The organism is Bacillus aerius (assembly GCF_029894105.1).
Classification (GTDB): Bacteria; Bacillota; Bacilli; order Bacillales; family Bacillaceae; genus Bacillus; species Bacillus altitudinis.
The window spans coordinates 2,508,901-2,532,096 of record NZ_JARYHO010000001.1 but is presented as its reverse complement, the minus strand read 5'-3'; the positions used below and the strand labels follow the sequence as shown (position 1 = coordinate 2,532,096).

Annotated in this window: 18 protein-coding genes and 1 other annotated feature; of the genes, 16 read left to right on the top strand and 2 right to left on the bottom strand. The window is 42.1% G+C overall.

What is annotated here, in order from left to right:
* Positions 1–170: 170 nt before the first annotated feature.
* Positions 171–1,214: a lactonase family protein gene (locus M2353_RS13090; protein WP_216894796.1), complete on the bottom strand. Its 1,044-nt coding sequence runs from the start codon at positions 1,212–1,214 to the stop codon at positions 171–173.
* Positions 1,215–1,646: 432 nt separating this feature from the next.
* Between M2353_RS13090 and ilvE the strand changes: the two genes are divergently transcribed.
* The 14 genes from ilvE (at position 1,647) to yihA (ending at position 19,996) form a co-directional block, all read left to right on the top strand.
* Entirely contained in the window at positions 1,647–2,561 is a 915-nt protein-coding gene (gene ilvE, locus M2353_RS13085) for a branched-chain-amino-acid transaminase (protein WP_284725545.1), read from the top strand.
* An 8-nt stretch (positions 2,562–2,569) separates the two neighbouring features.
* Positions 2,570–2,817, top strand: a binding site (T-box leader).
* Between the two features lie 122 nt (positions 2,818–2,939).
* Positions 2,940–4,664, top strand: a complete 1,725-nt coding sequence (gene ilvB / locus M2353_RS13080) for an acetolactate synthase large subunit (RefSeq protein ID WP_008342854.1) — start codon at positions 2,940–2,942, stop codon at positions 4,662–4,664.
* Positions 4,661–5,179, top strand: coding sequence for an acetolactate synthase small subunit (ilvN, locus tag M2353_RS13075; RefSeq protein ID WP_007501584.1), 519 nt, complete (start codon positions 4,661–4,663; stop codon positions 5,177–5,179). The genes ilvB and ilvN overlap by 4 nt, the downstream gene beginning before the upstream one ends.
* A gap of 18 nt (positions 5,180–5,197) precedes the next feature.
* Positions 5,198–6,226 carry a ketol-acid reductoisomerase gene (gene ilvC, locus M2353_RS13070; protein WP_007501581.1) on the top strand — a complete coding sequence of 343 codons (1,029 nt, stop codon included), beginning with the start codon at positions 5,198–5,200 and terminating at the stop codon, positions 6,224–6,226.
* A complete protein-coding gene (locus M2353_RS13065) occupies positions 6,213–7,766 on the top strand; it encodes a 2-isopropylmalate synthase (protein ID WP_008342850.1) in 1,554 nt (517 codons plus the stop codon). The genes ilvC and M2353_RS13065 overlap by 14 nt, the downstream gene beginning before the upstream one ends.
* Positions 7,767–7,784: 18 nt before the next feature.
* Positions 7,785–8,882 carry a 3-isopropylmalate dehydrogenase gene (leuB, locus tag M2353_RS13060; protein WP_284725544.1) on the top strand — a complete coding sequence of 366 codons (1,098 nt, stop codon included), beginning with the start codon at positions 7,785–7,787 and terminating at the stop codon, positions 8,880–8,882.
* A gap of 42 nt (positions 8,883–8,924) precedes the next feature.
* Positions 8,925–10,340 carry a 3-isopropylmalate dehydratase large subunit gene (leuC, locus tag M2353_RS13055; RefSeq protein WP_041090960.1) on the top strand — a complete coding sequence of 472 codons (1,416 nt, stop codon included), beginning with the start codon at positions 8,925–8,927 and terminating at the stop codon, positions 10,338–10,340.
* A gap of 15 nt (positions 10,341–10,355) precedes the next feature.
* Positions 10,356–10,955 (top strand): 3-isopropylmalate dehydratase small subunit, encoded by a 600-nt coding sequence (leuD, locus tag M2353_RS13050; protein WP_284725543.1) that lies wholly within the window; start codon positions 10,356–10,358, stop codon positions 10,953–10,955.
* 123 nt (positions 10,956–11,078) lie between these two features.
* Positions 11,079–12,086, top strand: coding sequence for a DNA damage checkpoint antagonist DdcA (gene ddcA / locus M2353_RS13045; RefSeq protein WP_284725542.1), 1,008 nt, complete (start codon positions 11,079–11,081; stop codon positions 12,084–12,086).
* 240 nt (positions 12,087–12,326) lie between these two features.
* Positions 12,327–13,601: a trigger factor gene (gene tig / locus M2353_RS13040; protein WP_017358146.1), complete on the top strand. Its 1,275-nt coding sequence runs from the start codon at positions 12,327–12,329 to the stop codon at positions 13,599–13,601.
* 251 nt (positions 13,602–13,852) lie between these two features.
* Positions 13,853–15,118, top strand: coding sequence for an ATP-dependent protease ATP-binding subunit ClpX (gene clpX, locus M2353_RS13035; protein ID WP_017358145.1), 1,266 nt, complete (start codon positions 13,853–13,855; stop codon positions 15,116–15,118).
* A gap of 139 nt (positions 15,119–15,257) precedes the next feature.
* Positions 15,258–16,916: an ATP-dependent protease LonB gene (lonB, locus tag M2353_RS13030; protein WP_284725541.1), complete on the top strand. Its 1,659-nt coding sequence runs from the start codon at positions 15,258–15,260 to the stop codon at positions 16,914–16,916.
* A gap of 171 nt (positions 16,917–17,087) precedes the next feature.
* On the top strand, positions 17,088–19,412 hold the full coding sequence (gene lon / locus M2353_RS13025; protein ID WP_284725540.1) for an endopeptidase La: 2,325 nt from the start codon (positions 17,088–17,090) through the stop codon (positions 19,410–19,412).
* On the top strand, positions 19,409–19,996 hold the full coding sequence (gene yihA / locus M2353_RS13020; protein ID WP_007501562.1) for a ribosome biogenesis GTP-binding protein YihA/YsxC: 588 nt from the start codon (positions 19,409–19,411) through the stop codon (positions 19,994–19,996). The genes lon and yihA overlap by 4 nt, the downstream gene beginning before the upstream one ends.
* Positions 19,997–20,240: 244 nt before the next feature.
* Here yihA and M2353_RS13015 read toward each other — a convergent pair whose 3' ends face one another.
* Positions 20,241–20,726: a hypothetical protein gene (locus tag M2353_RS13015; protein WP_284725539.1), complete on the bottom strand. Its 486-nt coding sequence runs from the start codon at positions 20,724–20,726 to the stop codon at positions 20,241–20,243.
* Positions 20,727–20,966: 240 nt separating this feature from the next.
* On the opposite strand from M2353_RS13015, the gene hemA reads away from it, so the two are divergent.
* Both hemA and M2353_RS13005 read left to right on the top strand, forming a co-directional pair.
* Positions 20,967–22,334 (top strand): glutamyl-tRNA reductase, encoded by a 1,368-nt coding sequence (hemA, locus tag M2353_RS13010; RefSeq protein WP_024718410.1) that lies wholly within the window; start codon positions 20,967–20,969, stop codon positions 22,332–22,334.
* Positions 22,335–22,341: 7 nt separating this feature from the next.
* The gene (locus M2353_RS13005) at positions 22,342–23,172 is read left to right on the top strand and encodes a cytochrome c biogenesis protein (protein ID WP_008342830.1); all 831 of its coding nucleotides are present in this window, start codon (positions 22,342–22,344) and stop codon (positions 23,170–23,172) included.
* Positions 23,173–23,196 lie beyond the last annotated feature (24 nt).

Below are 23,196 nucleotides of genomic sequence, written 5' to 3'. Positions count from 1 at the left end.
CAGCGTGTAGACAAACCCTCGCATTCTTTGTCAGTCCTGCGCTTCGGTGCTCGTTCTTCCTAGACTTCAAGGGTTTTCAACTACGCTGAAAAAAAGACAAAGGGCTAAAATAAAGTTCATTTTAGCCATTTGTCAACAATCTATTGCCGCCTAAACGGAGGCTTTTTTCATTATCCTAAAAATTTCACACAAACCGGATGCGGAACGGTGATGTCTGATTGTAAGACAGTGAGTCGACCGGTTTCTTTGTCACGTTTGTATAACACAAGGTTGCTAGATTCTTGGTTTGAGCCGACGAGAAATTCTTCTGTTGGATCAAGGACAAAGTCTCTAGGCCAATTTCCTTCAGATGAAGCAATTTCAACGAGGCTTAGTTTGCCGTCATGATCTGCTTTGAAAATAGCAATGCTGTCATGTCCACGATTTCCTGCATACACAAAGTGACCGTCAGAAGACACATGAATGGCGCTGCCTTGATTATTCTCTGTGAAGTCATTAGGAATGGTTGCGATTGTTTGGATCTCTTCGAAATGACCATCTTCAAAGTAACGAAGTACAATGACCTCTGAGCTGAGCTCTGTCATCACATAGGCCACAGGCTTCGTTGGGTGGAATGTAATATGACGAGGGCCGCTGCCTGGTTTTGTTTCAAATGTATGGGCAAGCTCAAGTTTGCCGTTTTCTTTCTTATACGTATAAATTCCGTCTGTGCCAAGGTCAACAGCTACTGCAAATTGTTCATCAGGTGTCAAACCCATAAAGTGAGTGTGCGGTTTTTCTTGACGGTCTTCGTTTGGTCCAGTACCTTCATGCTGTGCCTGTGACAGCGTGCGGATCACTGAGCCGTTTTCAGCATCGATTTCATACATCTCTGCTGTTCCTTTATGATAGTTTGCTGTAAACGCCGTTTTCGTTTGGCTGTCCACGCTGACGTGACAAGGAGAAGCCCCATCGGCAAGCTCTTGGTTGATGAAACGAAGTGCGCCGGTGTCGGCATCAATTTGATACGCAGCAAGACCGCCTTGTGCTCCTTCTTTCACAACAGCATACACAAACTTTTGAGAATCTGAGACAGTTAAATATGTAGGATTTTCAAGTTCTGCAGCCACTTCTACTTGTTCAATCTGCTGCTTGTCCGTATTTAAAGTAAAAGAATAGATTCCTTTGCTGTCTCCTTTTGTATACGTTCCGATATAACCTCTGATGTTAGCCATGTATTGCCCTCCTTCTATTAGATGCTCTCATTCTATCACAAATTCATAGGAAAACGCTTTAGAAAGGCATGCTGAAGGTAAAAACAAACGCAATGAAATCTCACAATATTCTTCAAAAACCGTGTGAAAAAATATCACAAAAGCTTGTTCAAAAGAAAACCGTTCATGTAGAGTAAATAAATTGAAGAAAAAATACAAAAAATTTTAAGTTTTTTCATTCCTTGTCTAGCAAAGGTGTAAGCGTATACATTTTATTTTGATTAGTCTAAATTGTCTAATAATTTTAAAAATGCTGTTGACACTGTATGGAAAGCGGCGTAAGATGGGTTCAACAAAAGCAAACAGACACGCAGAGTAAGCGTAAGACACTTCAATATAAAGTGTCTGAAAATTCAACTACTTTTTGTTTGAAAGAGAGGGTGCTCACTGAAGATGGAAGACCAAAAGGAACAGTGGATCTTTTTAAACGATGAACTCGTGAAAAAAGAGGATGCGAAAATTTCAGTTTATGATCATGGCTTCTTATATGGTGACGGTGTGTTCGAAGGAATACGTGTATATAACGGAAATATCTTTCGAATGAAAGAACATTTAGACCGCCTGTATGATTCCGCTAGATCGATTATGCTGAACATTCCATATTCACTTGAGGAGCTCACTGAAAAAATGATTCATACAGTTGAAAGGAACGGCCTAAAAGATGCCTATATCCGCCTTGTTGTCTCAAGAGGAGCCGGTGATCTTGGCTTAGATCCAAACAACTGTGGGAGAGCCAACACAGTGATCATTGTAGAGCCGCTGGCCATCTTTCCAAAGCACCTATATGAAACAGGTATTGATATTGTGACAGTACCGACAAGGCGAAATCGTCCTGACGTACTAAGTCCAAAAGTGAAATCATTAAACTATTTGAATAACATCCTTGTCCGAATCGAAGCCCATATGGCCGGTGTGAGTGAAGCGCTGATGCTGAACGATCAAGGGTACGTGGCAGAAGGTTCTGCAGACAATGTGTTTATTTATAAAAAAGGTAAGCTCTATACACCGCCAGGTTATATCGGCGCTCTTGAAGGCATCACAAGAAATGCCATCATGGAAATCGCAGAAGACATAGGCTACGAAGTGAAAGAAGAACCTTTCACAAGACATGATGTGTATACAGCTGAAGAAGTCTTCCTGACAGGAACCGCTGCCGAAGTCATCGCTGTTGTAAAAGTTGATGGCCGTATCATTGGCGAAGGAAAACCAGGGTTCCACACAAACAAACTTCTTGAACAATTCCGCAAGCGAGTCGTTGAAGAAGGAGAAAAAGTAGTCTTTACCGATGAAAACATTCACGCAAGCTAAATAGATATCGATAAACGTTGAAGAGGACTAGTAGCTTTAGAGTCAGTATCTACAGAGAGCCGGTGCTAGCTGGAAACCGGTGTTACTTTCTAAAGTGAACTCACCTCTGAGTGTCTGCTTGAAATGATAGTAGGGCAGACCGAGTGACATTGCATCACTCGTTACCAAAATGGATGAAAGATGTCCATGAGACGGCAGCATGATTTGCCGTGAACAAGGGTGGTACCGCGAAAAACAAAGCTTTTTCGCCCCTTTGACCTAGTGAAAAGTAGTGTCATTGTGGGGTGAGAAGGCTTTTTTATATGGTCTCATATCTCTATCTTGAATGGAAAAGGGTGAAAGGACTTGACTGAAGCAAGACAAAGAGGAGGAAATCAAATGGGGACAAATGTACAAATGGAGACGGAAAAATCAAATGCACCACAAACGATGAACGGTGCACTCATGTTAATTGAAGCACTCAAAAGAGAAAAAGTAGAAGTCATTTTTGGTTATCCTGGCGGAGCCGTTTTACCGATCTACGATAAAATTTACGATTCTGGTTTATTTCATGTCCTGCCAAGACATGAGCAAGGAGCGATTCACGCAGCGGAGGGATACGCAAGAGTATCTGGTAAACCAGGCGTTGTTATTGCCACATCAGGACCGGGGGCAACAAACCTAGTCACAGGAATTGCGGATGCGATGATTGATTCACTACCTATGGTTATCTTCACTGGACAGGTGGCAACCTCAGTCATTGGATCAGATGCTTTCCAAGAAGCAGATGTACTTGGTATCACAATGCCAATCACAAAACACAGCTATCAAGTGAGACGTCCAGAAGAGTTACCGGGTGTCATTAAAGAGGCATTTCACATCGCAACAACCGGCAGACCTGGTCCAGTCTTGATTGATATTCCAAAAGATGTCGCTGGCATTGAAGGGACATTTGAATACGATCAGCCAATCGACTTGCCTGGTTATCAGCCGAAAATTGAGCCGAATTATTTGCAAATTCGCAAGTTAGTAGAAGCTGTAAGCAGAGCAAAGAAACCAGTTATTCTAGCAGGAGCTGGCGTTCTTCACGGCAAAGCGTCGGAAGAATTAAGGCAATATGTAGAGCAGCAGCAAATCCCTGTCGCTCATACATTGCTTGGGCTTGGTGGATTCCCAGCAAAGCATCCTCTTTTCCTAGGAATGGCGGGTATGCACGGCACATATGCAGCGAACATGGCACTACATCAATGTGACTTACTCATTTCAATCGGAGCGAGATTTGATGACAGGGTAACCGGCAACCTCAATCATTTTGCAAAGCATGCGAAGGTTGCTCACATTGACATCGACCCAGCGGAAATTGGTAAAAACATTCACACCCATATCCCAGTTGTTGGTGACAGTAAGCTAGTGCTTCAAGAACTGATCAAGCAGGACGGGAAACAAGGTGAATCAGACGAGTGGAAGAGCCAGCTAAATCAGTGGAAGGAAGAATATCCACTCTGGTATGTCGAAAACGAAGCTGAAGGCTTTAAGCCTCAAAAGCTGATCGAATACATTCATCAATTTACAAAAGGTGAAGCCATTGTGGCAACTGATGTCGGACAGCACCAAATGTGGGCTGCACAGTTCTATCCATTCGAAAATGCCGATAAATGGGTGACATCTGGTGGGCTTGGCACAATGGGATTTGGTTTACCGGCAGCGATTGGCGCGCAGCTAGCTGATCAAGAGGCAACGGTTGTAGCGATTTTAGGAGACGGAGGTTTCCAAATGACCCTGCAAGAACTTGCCGTTATCCGTGAGCTGAACCTTCCAGTGAAAGTGATTGTTCTCAATAATCACAGTCTTGGAATGGTAAGACAATGGCAAGAAATTTTTTACGAAGAACGCTACTCGCATTCTAAATTTTCAGAGCAGCCAGACTTCGTGAAATTATCTGAAGCTTATGGCATTAAAGGGATCAGAATCTCATCAGACGAAGAGGCGCAAGAAAAGCTAGAAGAAGCATTAACGTCTAGAGAGCCTGTTTTCATCGATGTCAATGTAGCGAGAGATGAGAAAGTATTCCCGATGGTAGCACCGGGGAAAGGACTTCATGAGATGGTGGGGGTGAAACCTTGAAAAGAATTATTGTGTTGACTGTATTAAATCGATCAGGCGTACTGAACAGAATCACAGGCCTTTTTACCAAAAGACACTACAATATTGAAAGCATTACGGTCGGCCATTCTGAGATTCAAGATGTATCACGCATCACGTTCGTCGTCCATGTAGACCAGGAGAAAGACATCGAACAGCTGACAAAACAGCTGAACAAACAAATCGATGTCCTCAAAGTAACGGATATTACAAACCAATCAATCGTTCAGCGAGAGCTGGCTTTGATAAAAGTCGTATCTGCACCAGCATCTAGAATGGAGATCACGGGGGTCATTGAACCTTTTAGGGCTTCTATTGTAGATGTGAGCAGAGAAAGTGTCGTCATTCAGGTGACAGGTGAGTCTTCAAAAATTGAAGCACTCATTGAATTACTTAAGCCATACGGCATTAAAGAAGTCGCCAGAACTGGCACCACGGCCTTTGCGAGAGATAATCAGCAAAAGCCGCAAACAAATAAAACAATTTCAATTGTCTAAACAAAAGGAGAGAGTCAAATGGTAAAAGTATATTATAACGGTGATATTCAAGAAAACGTATTAAACGGTCAAAAGGTAGCTATCATTGGTTACGGATCACAAGGTCATGCACATGCATTGAACTTAAAAGAGAGCGGCGTAGATGTCATTGTCGGCGTAAGAAAAGGCGGATCTTATACAAAAGCACAAGAAGACGGTCATCAAGTATTCACAGTAAAAGAAGCAGCAGCACAAGCAGATGTCGTCATGGTATTACTTCCAGATGAGCAGCAAAAGAAAGTATATGATGAAGAAATCAAAGATCAATTAGAAGCAGGGAATTCACTTGTATTCGCACACGGATTCAACGTTCACTTCCATCAAATTGTTCCGCCAAGTGACGTAGATGTGTATCTTGTGGCTCCAAAAGGTCCAGGACATCTTGTAAGAAGAACATATGAGCAAGGCGCTGGTGTACCTGCACTATTTGCTATCTATCAAGATGTATCAGGTCAAGCGAAAGACAAAGCACTTGCTTATGCAAAAGCAATCGGCGGAGCAAGAGCGGGCGTTCTTGAAACAACATTTAAAGAAGAAACAGAAACGGATCTATTCGGTGAGCAGGCAGTTCTTTGTGGAGGTCTTACTTCATTAGTAAAAGCAGGTTTTGAAACATTAACAGAAGCTGGTTATCAGCCGGAGCTTGCATACTTCGAGTGTCTGCATGAACTGAAATTGATCGTTGACCTTATGTATGAAGAAGGATTAGAAGGTATGAGATATTCCATCTCTGATACAGCGCAGTGGGGTGACTTCGTATCAGGACCACGCGTTGTGGATGCAAAAGTAAAAGAATCAATGAAAGCAGTCTTGACTGACATCCAAAACGGAACATTCGCGAAAGAATGGATTGTTGAAAACCAAGTGAATCGTCCACGTTTCAATGCGATCAATGCAAATGAAAATGAGCACCAAATTGAAATCGTCGGAAGAAAGCTTCGTGAAATGATGCCTTTCGTTAAACAAGGAAAGAAAAAGGAAGCGGTGAGCGTCGGTGCGAAAAATTAATTTTTTTGACACAACACTTCGAGATGGAGAGCAATCACCAGGAGTGAACTTAAATGCACAAGAAAAGCTAATCATTGCTAAGCAGCTTGAGCGCCTTGGGGTTAATATCATTGAAGCGGGTTTTCCCGCTTCATCCCGAGGGGATTTCTTAGGCGTACAAGAAATTGCAAGAACGATTAAGAACTGTTCAGTTGCAGGACTTGCACGATGTGTGAAAGGTGACATTGATGCTGCATGGGACGCATTAAAAGATGGAGCTCAACCAAGAATACACGTCTTTATTGCGACTTCTGACATTCACCTCAAGCATAAACTAAAGAAAACACGTGAAGAAGTGGTTGAACAAGCTGTTTCAATGGTGAAATACGCGAAAGAGCGCTTCCCAGTTGTTCAGTGGTCAGCAGAAGATGCATGCCGGACAGATCTTTCTTTCCTAGCAGAAATTGTAGAAAAAGTGATCGACGCAGGTGCAAGTGTCATTAACTTACCTGACACTGTTGGATACCTAGCACCAAAAGAGTACGGAAATATCTTTAAATATATGAAGGAACACGTTCCAAATATCGATCAAGTCATCTTGTCAGCACACTGTCATGATGATTTAGGAATGGCTGTAGCGAACTCACTTGCTGCCATTGAAAATGGAGCAGATCAAATTGAAACAGCTGTCAACGGTATTGGAGAGCGCGCAGGAAATGCTGCTTTAGAAGAAATTGCAGTTGCCCTTCATATTCGCAAAGACTTTTACCAAGTCGAATCAACCATTCAGTTGAATGAAATTAAGCGCACAAGTGATGTAGTGAGCAAATACTCAGGTATGATTGTACCGCGTAATAAAGCAGTCGTTGGAAACAATGCATTTGCCCATGAATCAGGTATTCACCAAGATGGATTCCTCAAAGAAAAAACAACCTATGAAATTATCTCTCCAGAGCTTGTAGGCGTCACAACAGATGTGCTTGTCCTTGGTAAACACTCAGGAAGACACGCGTTTAAAGACCGCTTAAAAACACTCGGCTTTAAATTGACTGAAGAAGAAATCAATAAGTTCTTCGAAACGTTTAAGAACTTAACAGAGAAGAAGAAAGAAATCACAGATGATGATTTGATCTCTATTATATTAGAAGAAAAAGTAGCAGATCGTAAAATTGGCTATGAATTTGAAAGTCTTCAAGTTCACTATGGGACAGAGCAAATGCCGACAGCAACAGTCTCTCTTAAAAATCAAGAAACGCAGGAAGTCATTCAAGAAGCAGCTACAGGTGCAGGCAGTGTAGAAGCTGTGTACAACACGCTTGAGCGCTGTATGGAGGAAAGAATTCATTTGCTAGATTATCGTATTCAATCCAATGGAAAAGGCAGAGACGCACTAGCGGAAGTATATGTCACTGTTTCAATAGAAGGAAAAGAAACAGCAGGACGCGGTGTAGCGCAAGATGTGCTGGAAGCATCGGCTAAAGCTTACGTCAATGCAGTGAATAGACATTTAATCTTTAAATCAAACCTAATAGAAATTGAGAAACATCACGCCATCTCATAAGAAAGGAGGAAGGGACTCATGAAAAAGAAAATTGCACTTTTGCCCGGCGATGGAATCGGACCGGAAGTCGTCACATCAGCCGTCGCTGTCCTGAAAGAGACAGCGGCTCAATTTCAACACGAATTTGAATTCGAAACAGCTCTCATTGGCGGTATAGCGATAGATGAAAAAAACAATCCGCTCCCTAAAGAAACAGTAGAAGTGTGCAAAAGCGCAGATGCGATTTTATTAGGAGCCGTTGGCGGACCAAAGTGGGATCAAAACCCGCCAGAACTTCGCCCAGAAAAAGGCTTGCTCTCCATTCGCAAGCAGCTGGACTTATTTGCGAACATCCGCCCTGTCAAAGTATTTGATAGCTTGAGTGAGGCTTCACCGTTAAAACAAGATCACATTAGCGGAGTAGATTTTGTCATCGTTCGTGAATTAACTGGAGGCCTCTACTTTGGCGAACCAAGTGAGCGCTACACGGATGATGAAGGAAAAGAAGCTGCGGTTGATACACTTCTTTATACAAAGGAAGAGATAGTTCGTGTATTAAAAGAAGCGTTCGACATGGCGTTAACGAGACGGAAAAAAGTAACGTCTGTGGATAAAGCGAATGTTCTCGCTTCGAGTAAACTATGGCGGGATGCGGTAGAAGAAGTTGCATCCCAGTATCCAGATGTCGCATATGAGCACATGCTCGTCGATAATGCCGCGATGCAACTTATTTATAAGCCCGCTCAATTTGATGTCATCGTGACAGAGAATATGTTTGGTGACATTTTAAGTGACGAAGCATCTATGATTACTGGCTCACTTGGCATGCTGCCATCTGCTAGTTTATCAAGCACCGGCCTTCATTTATATGAGCCGATTCATGGTTCAGCACCCGATATTGCGGGGCAAAATGTCGCAAACCCTCTGGCTACTATATTGTCAGCAGCCAGCTTGCTTAAAACATCCTTTGCTTTAGAAGACGAAGCGGCTGCAATTGAAGCAGCTGTGGAAGCGGTTCTTGCCTCTGGCAAACGAACAAAGGACCTAGTATCAAAAGAGGGGACTTATCAAACGACTGATGATATCACGAAAGCCGTTGTAGATGCACTCAAACAACGGACGAAAACCATTGTATAAATAGAAATCTTGTTGAATTAGGTAGAGGGAGGAAAAAGGGTTATGCCTCGAACAATCATCGAAAAAATATGGGATCAGCATGTTGTCAAAAATGGCGAGGGAAAACCAGACCTTTTATATATTGATCTGCACTTGGTGCATGAGGTGACGTCACCTCAAGCATTTGAAGGATTAAGACAAAAAGGGCGCAAGGTGCGAAGACCACAAAACACATTTGCGACGATGGATCATAACATTCCGACTGTGAATCGATTTGTGATCAAAGATGAGATTGCGAAGAAGCAAGTCAGTGCTCTAGAGCGCAACTGTGCTGAATTCGGGGTCCGTCTAGCTGACCTTCACAGTGTAGACCAAGGAATCGTTCATGTCGTTGGACCAGAGCTTGGTTTAACACTTCCGGGGAAAACAATCGTGTGTGGAGATAGTCATACATCTACTCATGGCGCATTTGGTGCACTTGCCTTTGGGATTGGCACAAGTGAGGTTGAGCATGTGCTTTCCACACAAACACTTTGGCAGCAGCGTCCGAAGACACTAGAAATTAGAGTAGACGGAACGCTTCAAAAAGGGGTAACAGCCAAAGATGTCATTTTAGCAGTCATTGGCGCACATGGCGTGAAGTTCGGTTCAGGTTATGTCATTGAATACACTGGGGAAGTATTCAGAAACATGTCAATGGATGAGCGGATGACCGTTTGTAATATGTCAATTGAAGCAGGCGCAAGAGCAGGATTGATCGCACCTGATGAAGTGACCTTTGAATATTGCCGCGGACGCAAATACGCACCGCAGGGTGAAGATTTCGAAGCAGCGATCAAAGAATGGAAAGAATTAAGAACAGATCCGGGTGCGACCTATGATAAAACCATTGTTTTAGATGGAAATCATATTTCACCAATGGTCACGTGGGGAATTAACCCAGGAATGGTGCTCCCTGTGGATGCAGCAATTCCAGGACCTGAAGATTTTGCACAAGAAGATGACCAAAAAGAAGCAAAACGTGCTTATGAATACATGGGGGTTCACCCGCATCAGCGTATTGAAGATATTACGATTGAGCATGTGTTTATTGGCTCATGTACGAACTCAAGAATGACTGATTTACGCCAAGCCGCTTCTATGATTGAAGGACAAAAAGTAGCTGATCATGTCAGAGCGATTGTGGTTCCTGGCTCACAAAGTGTCAAACTGCAAGCAGAAGAAGAAGGTCTTCATAAAATTTTCCTAGAAGCAGGATTTGAATGGAGAGAATCTGGCTGTAGTATGTGCCTCAGCATGAATAACGATGTGGTGCCAGAAGGTGAACGCTGTGCATCTACATCAAACCGTAACTTTGAGGGACGTCAAGGGAAGGGTGCAAGAACGCATCTTGTCAGCCCGGCAATGGCTGCAATGGCTGCCATACATGGCCGATTTGTCGATGTCAGGAAGTTTAATCAAGAGAAAACAGTCGTGTAAGGAGTTGTGTCATAGATGGAGCCTTTAGTCACTCATAAAGGAAAAGCCGCTGTGCTTAACCGTATAAATGTAGATACAGATCAAATCATTCCGAAACAGTTTTTGAAAAGAATCGAACGAACAGGATATGGCCGATTTGCCTTTTTTGACTGGCGATATTTAGCAGATGGCAGTCCGAATCCAGATTTTGAGCTCAATCAGCCGATTTATGAAGGAGCCTCTATTTTGATCGCAGGCGAAAACTTTGGCTGCGGGTCATCAAGGGAACATGCGCCTTGGGCGCTTGATGATTATGGTTTCAAAATTGTCATTGCCCCATCTTTCGCCGATATTTTCCATCAAAACTGTTTTAAAAACGGGATGCTTCCAATCCGCCTTGATTATGATGTGTGGAAAATGTTTGCTGCATCATATGAAAACAAAGGATATGAAATGACAGTTGATCTGGAAAAACAACAGATTCAAGACCATGAAGGGAATGTTACTCCTTTCGATGTAGATCCACACTGGAGAGAAATGCTCTTGAATGGCTATGATGAGATTTCATTAACATTGTTACTAGAAGATGAGATTCAAGCATTTGAGGAAAAACGTAGCAGCTGGCTGCGTGCATAAACAACGAGAAGCCGTCCCCGTGGTGTGACGGCTTCTTTTTTGCATGAAAACCTCTCGTTACTTGTGTTTACTAACCTTCGTTGGTAAACTGATAAAAAATATGCGCCCGAAAGGAACGTAAGCATGAAACATGACAAGAAGAAAGATAATGTCATTTTGTTTCCTGGTCTGAAAGAAAGACTGATTGAAAAAGGAATGGCAGCATTAAAAGATAAACAGTATCAAGAGGCGCTTCACTTATTTTCAGAAGCGAAATCGTATGATGACGATGAAGAATCCGATATTCATCTCGGTATGGCGATTTGTTTTCTAGAGCTTGGTGAGCGGCAGGATGCAAAGCGAGTATGTGAAAAGATGCTACATGAAGGATATGGACACTATTTCACTGTGCTTCAAGTGTATATGACCATCTTAATTCAGCTGAAAGAGTACGAGGAAGTCAAACAAACAATTGAGGCTGTCCTTGAAGAAAATCACCTTCCAGCAGAAAGCGCGGAGCATTTTTATAAACTGCTTGAATTTAGCAGAAAGATGATTGAATCACCAGAAGAGATTTTAGACGAAGACGAGGAAGGCAGCGGAGAAATCAATATAGATGATATGCTCGAGCGGCCAGAAGAGCAGGTGCAGTTCATCCATTCGCTGAAAGACCGAAACATCACGCCGCATATGGGTCTATTAAATACGATCCTACAAAAGCCTGATGGAAACCCTTTGGTCAAATCATTGATCCTGCAACTTCTGTCAGATCATGATGTGGCAAAGCCGGTTCATGTGACGAAGTTCGGTGATTCTTTAACGCTTGTTCCTTCTGAGGCTGTCAAGCCAGAGCAAATGCCACTGCTTCAGCAAGTTCTTCGAAAGCTCGATGACACTCTCGGCAATGAGAACCCAACCCTTTACCAAGGGGTTGAAGAGTTATGGCGCCGGCACTTATTTGTGCTATATCCATTTCTTCCTAAATATACGGATCCGAATCTTTGGGCTGCGGCACTTCATAAAGTCGGCTATGAAATGCATGGAATCGAGATTGACCTCGAAGAATTGCATTTATTGTATGATTTTAACGAACGAGAGCTGAGAGAAGCTTGTACAATGCTGAAAGATATTGAAGAAATTTCTTATTTGTAATTTGTCGATTTAGTTGAAAGACGGACTTGTTATGTTATAATATAATGGTTGTATTTGTGCATATATCGTGCGGTTGTAAGATTCCAACGGTTGAAAGACGTTATGTATAATCAAGTCAAATGTTGTATACATAAGACCGCTTCTTTAGCGGAGTGCGTGGTTTTTGATTGGACGAAGTCTTTATGATGCTTTAGAATGTAACAACGCACAATCTGAATAGATTTTTGGAGGGAAACACACATGTCAGTAAAATGGGAAAAACAAGAAGGTAACGAAGGTGTCTTAACAGTAGAAGTTGACGCTGAAACATTTAACAAAGCACTTGATGATGCATTTAAGAAAGTAGTTAAGCAAGTATCAATCCCTGGATTCCGTAAAGGGAAAGTACCACGTGGTCTTTTCGAGCAGCGTTTTGGAGTAGAATCTCTTTATCAAGATGCACTAGATATTCTTCTTCCAGTTGAATATCCGAAAGCAATCGACGAAGCTGGTATCGAGCCGGTTGACCGCCCTGAAATCGATGTTGAGAAAATCGAAAAAGGCGAAAGCTTAATCTTCACTGCAAAAGTAACAGTGAAGCCAGAAGTAAAACTTGGTGACTACAAAGGTCTTAACGTAGAAAAAGACGACACATCTGTATCTGATGAAGATGTCCAAGAAGAGTTAAAAGCTATGCAAAACCGTCAAGCTGAGCTTGTTGTCAAAGAAGAAGGCGCAATCGAAAACGGCGATACAGTTGTTCTAGATTTCGAAGGATTCGTTGATGGAGAAGCATTCGAAGGCGGAAAAGCTGAGAACTACTCTCTTGAAGTAGGTTCTGGTTCATTCATCCCTGGTTTCGAAGAGCAATTGGTTGGTCTTGAAGCAGGTGCAGAAAAAGACGTTGAAGTGACATTCCCAGAAGAATATCATGCTGAAGACCTTGCAGGTAAACCAGCTGTATTCAAAGTGAAAATTCATGAAATTAAAGCAAAAGAACTTCCAGCACTTGACGATGAGTTCGCTAAAGATGTTGATGAAGAAGTAGAAACGATTGCTGAATTAACTGAAAAAACGAAGAAACGTCTTGAAGAAGCAAAAGAAAACGAAGCAGAAGGCAAACTTCGTGAAGAGCTAGTAGCAAAAGCTTCTGAAAATGCGGAAGTTGACGTTCCTCAAGCGATGGTTGACACTGAGCTAGACCGCATGATGAAAGAATTCGAACAACGTCTTCAAATGCAAGGGATGAACCTTGAGCTTTACTTCCAGTTCTCTGGACAAGATGAAGATGCGCTAAAAGAGCAAATGAAAGAAGATGCTGCTAAACGCGTAAAATCTAATCTTACTCTTGAAGCAATTGCTGCTGCAGAAGACCTACAAGTGTCTGATGAAGAAGTGGAAGAAGAACTTTCAAAAATGGCTGAAGCATACAACATGCCAGTTGAAAATATCAAACAAGCGATCGGTTCTACTGAAGCAATGAAAGAAGATTTAAAAGTTCGTAAAGCAATTGATTTTCTTGTAGAAAACCGTTAATATGGTGCATAATAATAAAACAGGGCGCGAGTGACTCGTGCCTTGTTTTGTACAATTTTTGACTTATCATCGCTTCTTTTGGAAACGATAGTGTAAGTCGCATCTTTCTGTCATACATATCTCAATGTGCAGTGTTACAAACACATCATTACCGTCTTTTAGGAAAGTATGGTAAAATGCATACATACTGGACCCAGAAGGGTAGCTGACTGTTAGCTACAGGCAAGTGAAGAAGAATAAGGGGTGAAAGAATGTTTAAATTCAACGAGGAAAAAGGTCAATTAAAATGCTCGTTTTGCGGAAAAACGCAAGATCAAGTGCGTAAACTGGTCGCAGGACCTGGCGTATATATATGTGATGAATGTATCGAGCTTTGCACGGAAATAGTTGAAGAAGAGCTCGGTACTGAGGAAGAAGTTGAATTCAAGGATGTTCCGAAACCTCATGAAATCCGGGAAATTCTTGATGAATATGTCATCGGACAAGAGAATGCGAAGAAATCCTTAGCTGTAGCGGTTTATAACCATTACAAGCGGATTAATTCCAACAGTAAGATTGATGATGTTGAGCTTTCGAAAAGTAACATTTCTATGATTGGACCTACAGGAAGCGGTAAAACATTACTTGCTCAAACACTTGCACGTATTTTAAATGTTCCATTTGCGATTGCAGATGCGACGTCTTTAACAGAAGCAGGTTACGTTGGGGAAGACGTAGAGAATATTTTACTAAAGCTGATCCAAGCAGCAGATTATGATGTAGAAAAAGCTGAAAAAGGCATTATCTACATCGATGAGATCGATAAAGTAGCAAGAAAATCAGAAAACCCTTCTATCACTCGTGATGTATCTGGGGAAGGTGTACAGCAAGCCCTTTTGAAAATTCTTGAAGGAACAGTCGCTAGTGTACCGCCTCAAGGTGGACGTAAACATCCTCATCAAGAATTCATTCAAATTGATACAACAAATATCCTCTTCATTTGTGGTGGAGCCTTTGACGGCATTGAGCAAATCATCAAACGCCGCCTAGGTCAAAAAGTGATTGGATTCGGTGCGGAAAATAAAATTGAAGATCTTGAAAAAGAAGTCCTTCTATCAAAAGTTCTGCCAGAAGACTTACTTCGCTTCGGTTTAATCCCAGAATTCATCGGTCGTCTTCCGGTTATTGCAAGCCTAGAGCCGTTAGATGAAAAAGCACTTGTAGAAATCTTGACGAAGCCTAAAAATGCGCTCGTTAAGCAATATACAAAAATGCTTGAGCTTGATGATGTTGAGCTTGAGTTTGAAGAAGATGCTCTTAGCGAAATTGCGAAAAAAGCAATTGAGCGTAAAACAGGAGCTCGTGGTCTTCGCTCCATCATTGAAGGCATCATGCTTGATGTGATGTTTGATCTTCCATCTCGTGATGATATTGAGAAATGTGTCATTACTGGTGAAACGGTTGCTGATGGTGAGCCGCCACGTCTTGTCTTAAAAGACGGTACAGTCGTGAATAAAGATACAAAAACATCAGCATAAGCCCATTTGAATGACTCCTGAATCTTTTGATTCAGGAGTTTTTTATTTATCGTGGAAGTTGTGTTTATTCCGTCCAGCTCTAGGAAATACTAGCAGACAGAAACCAATACATAACGATAGATGAAGGAGGGAGCACCGATTGAGCTGGACAGGAATCGTATTATTCATACAACTGTTCTTTGGTATCGTCATCGGGTTGTACTTTTGGAACTTACTGAAAAATCAGCGCACACAAAAGGTGACGATCGATAAAGAATCGAAGAAAGAAATGGAAGCACTCAGAAAGATGCGATCCATTAAACTGAGTGAACCTTTATCAGAGAGAGTCCGGCCAAAGGGATTTCAAGATATTGTAGGGCAGGAAGACGGTATACGTGCACTTAAAGCTGCCCTGTGTGGACCGAACCCGCAACATGTCATCGTCTACGGGCCGCCTGGTGTTGGAAAAACAGCTGCTGCCCGTCTAGTGATGGAAGAGGCGAAGCGTCACGCTGATTCACCATTTAAAAAAGATGCAGTATTTGTTGAGCTTGATGCCACAACGGCAAGATTTGATGAACGAGGCATCGCAGACCCTTTGATTGGTTCCGTACATGATCCCATTTATCAAGGAGCAGGGGCCATGGGACAGGCCGGCATTCCGCAGCCGAAACAAGGAGCGGTCACACATGCTCATGGTGGCGTTCTCTTTATCGATGAAATTGGAGAACTGCATCCGATTCAAATGAACAAAATGCTCAAAGTGCTAGAAGATCGAAAAGTGTTTTTAGATAGTGCTTATTACAGTGAAGAAAATACGCAGATCCCGAATCACATCCATGATATTTTTCAAAATGGGTTGCCTGCTGATTTCCGACTGATTGGCGCCACGACAAGAACACCGGACGAAATTCCGCCGGCTATTCGATCAAGATGTTTGGAGATTTTCTTCAAGGATTTGGATCAGCATGAGCTGAAAATTGTTGCAGCTAAAGCAGTCGAGAAAATACAGAAGGAATTAAGTGACGAAGGACTGAACCTGTTAACATCCTATGTGAAAAATGGACGTGAAGCGGTCAACATGGTACAGATCGCCGCAGGTATGGCTGTCACTGAAAACCGAAAAGATATTACGATCGCCGATGTAGAATGGGTCATTCATTCAAGCCAGCTGACACCAAGATATGAACAAAAAGTACCGGAAAAGCCAAAGGTAGGAGTAGTAAATGGTCTTGCCGTGTATGGACCGAACAGCGGGGCTCTGCTTGAAATTGAAGTGAACATTTGTAAAGCGCTTGAAAAAGGCAGTATCAATATTACTGGTATTGCGGAAGAAGAAAGCATCGGCAATCAGTCGAAATCGATCAGACGGAAAAGTATGGCGAAGGGCTCAGTTGAAAATGTCTTAACCGTGCTTCGAAACTTAGGCATACGAACAAATGAATATGATATCCACATTAATTTTCCGGCTGGTGCCCCGATTGATGGGCCGTCTGCTGGAATTGCGATGGCCACAGCCATTTTCTCAGCCATTCATCAAATTCCGATTGATCATTTAACGGCGATGACCGGTGAGATTGGATTACAAGGTCAGGTGAAGCCGATCGGCGGTGTCATACCAAAAATCAAGGCAGCCAAACAAGCGGGTGTCAAAACAGTGATCATCCCTTATGACAATCAGCAGTCGATCTTAAAAGAGATTGAAGGGGTTACGATTGTGCCTGTGAAGCACTTCCAAGAAGTGCTGGATCAGTGTTTGGTCAATCCGCCAGATGAGAAGAAAGATGGACTAGAAGAAATGAAAAGGAAATCTGTTTAATCCCCATCTCATATGGGGATTTTTTAGTGAAATAGATCTTTTTTTCTTTTTCAAGATAAAAAGAAAGGGTATACTACGGTAAGATCATCATTTCTCAAGTCTTTTACATTGTACAAGACTGAAACAGGTATATTATAATGATTCATACTAGTGACGGAGGTGTCTATCAACATGGCAGATGAAATCAAAAAGAATGTTCCGCTCCTTCCGCTGCGAGGCTTGCTTGTTTATCCAACAATGGTCTTGCATTTGGACGTTGGGCGCGAAAAGTCTGTTCAAGCATTAGAACAGGCGATGATGAACGATCATATGATTTTTCTAGCAACACAGCGGGAAATTTCAATAGATGAACCAGGTGAAGAGGAAATTTTCAAAGTCGGCACCTACACAAAAATTAAACAAATGCTGAAGCTGCCAAATGGAACGATCCGTGTGCTCGTCGAAGGCTTAAATCGAGCGCAGATCGAATCCTACATGGAGCTAGAAGACTATACGTCAGTCGATATTAAAGAGTTGACAGAAGAAGAATTAAAGGACGCAGAAGCAGAAGCACTCATGCGCACTTTGTTAGATCACTTTGATCAGTACATAAAAATTTCAAAAAAAATCTCAGCTGAAACATATGCAACGGTGACGGATATTGAAGAACCTGGAAGAATGGCGGATATCGTCGCTTCCCACCTTCCTTTGAAATTAAAAGACAAGCAAGAAGTGCTGGAAACAGTCGATGTCAAAAAACGGTTGAATCGGGTCATCAGTCTCATTCACAATGAAAAAGAAGTGCTAGAGATTGAAAAGAAAATTGGCCAGCGTGTCAAACGTTCAATGGAGCGAACGCAAAAAGAATATTATTTACGCGAACAAATGAAAGCTATTCAAAAAGAGCTTGGAGACAAAGAGGGGAAAACAGGCGAAGTCAGTACGCTTATGGCTAAAATTGAAGAGTCCGGTATGCCAGATTCCGTTCGTGAAACGGCTTTAAAAGAACTGAACCGTTATGAAAAAATCCCTTCAAGCTCTGCTGAGAGTTCTGTCATTCGCAATTATATTGATTGGCTGATCAATCTGCCGTGGGGCACTTATACAGAAGATCGTCTAGATTTAAAGCTTGCAAGCGAAATTTTAGATGACGAGCACCACGGGCTTGAAAAAGTAAAAGAGCGGGTACTCGAATATCTTGCTGTTCAGAAACTGACAAATTCATTAAAGGGACCGATTCTTTGCTTAGCAGGACCTCCTGGGGTAGGGAAGACGTCACTTGCTAAATCCATTGCCAAATCACTCGATCGAAAGTTTATCCGTATCTCTCTTGGCGGTGTACGTGATGAATCTGAGATCCGTGGTCATCGAAGAACTTATGTAGGTGCGATGCCTGGCCGTATCATTCGCGGGATGAGCAAGGCGGGCACGATGAATCCGGTCTTTCTTTTAGATGAAATTGATAAAATGTCTTCTGACTTTAGGGGAGATCCGTCTTCTGCGATGCTTGAAGTGTTAGATCCAGAGCAAAATCATAATTTTAGCGATCATTATATTGAAGAGACATTTGATTTGTCTCAAGTCTTATTTATCGCAACTGCCAACAATTTAGCAACCATTCCAGGACCACTTCGTGATAGAATGGAGATTATCACGATTGCAGGGTATACGGAAGTTGAAAAAGCAGAAATTGTGAAAGATCACCTTCTGCCGAAGCAGCTAAAGGAGCACGGATTAAAGAAAGGGAACTTGCAGCTTCGTGAAGCAGCGATTTATGATATGATTCGCTATTACACGAGAGAAGCAGGAGTCCGCGGATTAGAGCGTCAGCTTGCGGCGATTTGCCGAAAAGCGGCAAGAGCAATTGTGGCTGAAGACCGCAAACGCATCACAGTGATGGAAAAGAACTTATCTGAATTCCTCGGAAAAAGACTTTACCGTTATGGTCAGGCGGAAACGACAGATCAGGTCGGCGTTGTCACAGGCCTTGCATATACCACAGTTGGCGGAGACACCTTGTCCATCGAGGTCTCACTCTCGCCGGGTAAAGGCAAGCTTTTGCTAACAGGTAAGCTCGGTGATGTCATGAGAGAATCTGCGCAGGCGGCATTCAGTTATGTTCGTTCAAAAGCAGATGAACTGAACATTGATCCTCAATTTAATGAAAAGCACGATATTCATATCCATGTTCCAGAGGGTGCGGTTCCAAAGGACGGGCCATCAGCTGGTATTACCATTGCGACGGCTCTTGTATCAGCACTCACAGGACGTCCTGTTTCAAAAGAGGTTGGCATGACAGGAGAAATTACGTTAAGAGGAAGAGTGCTTCCGATTGGCGGATTAAAAGAAAAAGCATTAGGCGCACATCGTGCAGGACTGAAAACGATTATTCTTCCAAAGGACAATGAGAAGGATATTGATGACATTCCTGAAAGTGTGAGAGAAGGATTAACTTTTATTCCGGTTTCACATTTAGATGAGGTGCTTGAGAAAGCGTTAGTAGGAGAGGGAAGATGAAAGTAACAAAATCAGATATCGTCATTAGTGCGGTGAAACCAGAGCAGTACCCGAGCGGGGGACTGCCTGAGATCGCACTTGCTGGACGATCAAATGTTGGAAAGTCCTCGTTCATTAACTCATTGATTAATCGGAAAAATTTAGCGCGTACGTCTTCTAAACCTGGAAAGACCCAGACGCTTAATTTTTACATTATTAATGATATGCTCCATTTTGTGGACGTCCCAGGTTATGGCTTTGCAAAAGTATCAAAAACAGAGCGCGAAGCATGGGGGAGAATGATCGAAACGTATATTACAATGCGTGAAGAGTTAAAAGCAGTCGTCCAAATTGTGGATCTGCGTCATAAACCATCCGCTGATGATGTGAACATGTATGAATTCCTTAAATACTATGGAGTTCCTGTGATCATTATTGCGACAAAGGCCGATAAAATTCCAAAAGGCAAATGGGAAAAGCATGCGAAAGTCGTCAAACAGACACTCGACATCGACCCATCAGATGAATTAATCCTTTTCTCTTCTGAAACAAAAAAGGGAAAAGATGAAGCCTGGAATGCGATCCTTGCGAAGATTAACAGTTAAAAGAAAGGCATCTGCACAAAGCAGATGCCTCAGCGTGAAGACAAACCCTCGCATTCGTTGTCAGTCCTGCGCGCTGGTGCTCACGAATGTCAAATTCGCTCCGCGCCAGTACTCGTCCTTCCTAGACTGCAAAGGTTTTCTATCACGCTGAAAAGAAGAAAAATGGCTAAAATCAAGTTCATTTTAGCCATTTATCAACATTCTAAGGCATCTGCACATAGCAGATGCCTTTTTATTGTATAAGTTATTTCCTTTTTAAAAATAATAAGAGGAGACTGACGGCAATCAATACATATGGCCAGTACAATTCAAAACCGGAAGTAGGGATCGAAAGTGTGCTAAGTTGCTTTGTAATTTGTTGAAAGAAATAAAGGAATAGACCGAGTGCAATGAGAACAACACTTTCTATTCGATATTCCTTTTTCTGTGATGATTTCATCAAAAGTGCGAGGCCGACGATGAACACAATCATCGTAAATGTATCTGGCCAGTGTTCTAATTTCGGCTGAAGGATAAAGTGTAGCGCAAGGCCTGTCATGAGCATACCGATAAACACATGAGAGGTTTCCTGCTCCTTCTTTCCTTGATATAAGAAAGCAAGGCCAAAAAGCAGTACAAGTGTATACCATTTCTCCTGATCTTCCCAAATGTCAAATTGATCTCCTGAGAGAATGGCATATAGCGCTACAGCCAGCAAAGTGAGCGGCAGCAAAATAGATTTCTTCTTCAAAGATGTCACCTTCTTATAAGCAGATCATTTGTCCGCACGCGCCAAATCTGGTAAATTGCTTGAAGTGATGATATGGCATTCGATGTCGAACATTTTTCTACTATATCACAACATTTTTGAAATCTGTTCACAATTTTTATCCAGTTAAAAATGAATATATGTTATAATCATTATAAATAATAAATTCTATATTGTAATTATTATAAATTAGACAGGGCGTTGGGGGTGCAAGCTGAAGTTATGCATATTCTTGTTGTGGGTTTAGATTATAAAACAGCCCCTGTTGAGATACGGGAACAGCTGAGCTTTGAACCGAGCGAGCTCGGAACAGCGATGTCCAAGCTTAAAGAAGAAAAAAGCATTCTAGAGAATATCGTCATCTCAACATGTAATCGAACAGAGATCTACGCAGTTGTAGATCAGCTTCATACTGGTCGGTTTTATATAAAAAGATTTTTAGCAGATTGGTTCGGTTTAGAAAAAGAAGATGTCTCTCCATATTTGAAGTTTTATGAAAATGATGGAGCGGTTGAGCATTTATTCCGGGTTGCCTGTGGACTTGATTCTATGGTCATTGGTGAAACACAAATACTCGGTCAAGTGCGCTCAAGCTTTAAAGTCGCTCAAGAGGAGAAGACCATTGGTACCGTTTTCAATTATTTGTTTAAGCAGGCGGTAACAGTTGCGAAGCGCTCTCATGCGGAAACAGATATTGCGTCTAATGCTGTATCTGTCAGCTATGCGGCAGTGGAACTTGCCAAAAAAATCTTTGGACGTCTTTCTGATAAGCATGTCCTTATTCTTGGTGCGGGTAAAATGGGCGAGCTGGCGGCTCAAAACCTTCAAGGTCAAGGGATTGGCCAGGTAACAGTCATCAATCGAACGTTTGAAAAGGCCAAAGAACTGGCCGGCCGCTTTTCAGGAGAGCCTAAGAGCTTGAATCAATTAGAAAAAACTTTATCTGAAGCGGATATTTTAATTAGCTCTACTGGGGCTAAACAATTTGTGATCACAAAGGAAATGGTCGAAAAAGCGAACAAACAGAGAAAAGGCAGACCTCTATTCATGGTGGATATTGCAGTACCACGTGATTTAGATCCAGCTATTTCTGAAGTAGAAGGTGCTTTTTTGTATGACATTGATGATCTTGAGGGCATTGTGGCAGCTAACCTGAAAGAGCGCCGTGCAGTAGCTGAAGAGGTGGAGCTTCTCATCGAAGCTGAAATTGTGGAATTTAAGCAATGGCTTAATACGCTCGGAGTGGTTCCTGTGATTTCTGCTTTAAGAGAAAAAGCACTCTCGATTCAAGCGGATACGATGCAAAGCATCGAACGAAAGCTTCCAAACCTCACAAATCGTGAAATGAAGCTGTTAAATAAACATACGAAAAGCATCATCAATCAAATGCTGAAAGATCCTATCTTAAAGGCCAAAGAAATTGCCGGGGAGCCGAATGCAGAGGAAAAACTTTTACTCTTTAAAGAAATCTTTGATTTACAGGTTGAAGATGAAGAGCAAAAGGCAGAGCCGATGCAGGTGGAGCAAGGGGCATTTCAGCTGTTTAAAACAAATATGGCACAAGGCCTTGCTACAGTTGCCAGTGAGTGATTAGGCGATGATGGAATCCATTGTAGCGAGACTAGGTGAAGCGACGATCTTGATCTATGCACTCAGCGTCTTGTTCTATTTCATAGATTTTCTTCAACACAACCGGAAGGCTGGAAAAATGGCTTTCTGGTTGCTTTCTATTGTCTGGCTGCTGCAAACAGTCTACATGTTTTATATTATGATGGAAACAGACCGATTCCCTGTGTTGAATGTAGCAGAGGGGTTATATTTTTATACGTGGGTGCTTGTGACATTGTCACTTGTTTTGACAAAAGTATTACGCGTTGAATTTATTGTCTTTTTTACAAATGTGATTGGTTTTTCCATGATGGCGATTCACACCTTTACACCATCTGATCTTCATTCTGCCGAACTGACGGGAAAGCTGACGAGTGAGCTGCTCGTCATTCATATTACGATGGCCATTTTATCATACGGCGCTTTTTCACTTTCATTTGCTTTTTCACTACTCTACCTATTTCAATATCGTTTGCTGAAAAAGAAAAAATGGGGAAAATGGCTTTTGAGAATTGAAGATTTATCAAAGCTTGATCATATGGCGTATGTCTTAAATATTATTGGCGTGCCGATGCTCTTGCTTAGTTTAATTCTTGGCATTATATGGGCATATATTTCGTATGATACGTTGTACTGGACAGATGCAAAGGTGCTCGGCTCGTTTATTATGCTGTTTTTATACGGCTTTTACTTATACATTAGACTGGTGAGAAATATGCAGGGCAAAATCGTGGCGCGATGGAATGTCGCTTCATTTCTTGTGCTGATGATCAATTATTTTCTGCTTGGTAGCTTATCAACCTTTCATTGGTTTCAATAATGATGAGTCTTAAGGGCATTGTCG

What these genes read in the sequence shown, in the direction of transcription:
- leuD (WP_284725543.1), top strand. Translation starts at nt 10,356, where the DNA reads ATGGAGCCTTTAGTCACTCATAAAGGAAAAGCCGCTGTGCTTAACCGT.
- ddcA (WP_284725542.1), top strand. Translation starts at nt 11,079, where the DNA reads ATGAAACATGACAAGAAGAAAGATAATGTCATTTTGTTTCCTGGTCTG.
- ilvC (WP_007501581.1), top strand. Translation starts at nt 5,198, where the DNA reads ATGGTAAAAGTATATTATAACGGTGATATTCAAGAAAACGTATTAAAC.
- M2353_RS13090 (WP_216894796.1), bottom strand. Translation starts at nt 1,214, where the DNA reads ATGGCTAACATCAGAGGTTATATCGGAACGTATACAAAAGGAGACAGC.
- lon (WP_284725540.1), top strand. Translation starts at nt 17,088, where the DNA reads ATGGCAGATGAAATCAAAAAGAATGTTCCGCTCCTTCCGCTGCGAGGC.
- leuB (WP_284725544.1), top strand. Translation starts at nt 7,785, where the DNA reads ATGAAAAAGAAAATTGCACTTTTGCCCGGCGATGGAATCGGACCGGAA.
- yihA (WP_007501562.1), top strand. Translation starts at nt 19,409, where the DNA reads ATGAAAGTAACAAAATCAGATATCGTCATTAGTGCGGTGAAACCAGAG.
- clpX (WP_017358145.1), top strand. Translation starts at nt 13,853, where the DNA reads ATGTTTAAATTCAACGAGGAAAAAGGTCAATTAAAATGCTCGTTTTGC.
- ilvB (WP_008342854.1), top strand. Translation starts at nt 2,940, where the DNA reads ATGGGGACAAATGTACAAATGGAGACGGAAAAATCAAATGCACCACAA.
- hemA (WP_024718410.1), top strand. Translation starts at nt 20,967, where the DNA reads ATGCATATTCTTGTTGTGGGTTTAGATTATAAAACAGCCCCTGTTGAG.
- leuC (WP_041090960.1), top strand. Translation starts at nt 8,925, where the DNA reads ATGCCTCGAACAATCATCGAAAAAATATGGGATCAGCATGTTGTCAAA.
- M2353_RS13005 (WP_008342830.1), top strand. Translation starts at nt 22,342, where the DNA reads ATGATGGAATCCATTGTAGCGAGACTAGGTGAAGCGACGATCTTGATC.
- tig (WP_017358146.1), top strand. Translation starts at nt 12,327, where the DNA reads ATGTCAGTAAAATGGGAAAAACAAGAAGGTAACGAAGGTGTCTTAACA.
- ilvE (WP_284725545.1), top strand. Translation starts at nt 1,647, where the DNA reads ATGGAAGACCAAAAGGAACAGTGGATCTTTTTAAACGATGAACTCGTG.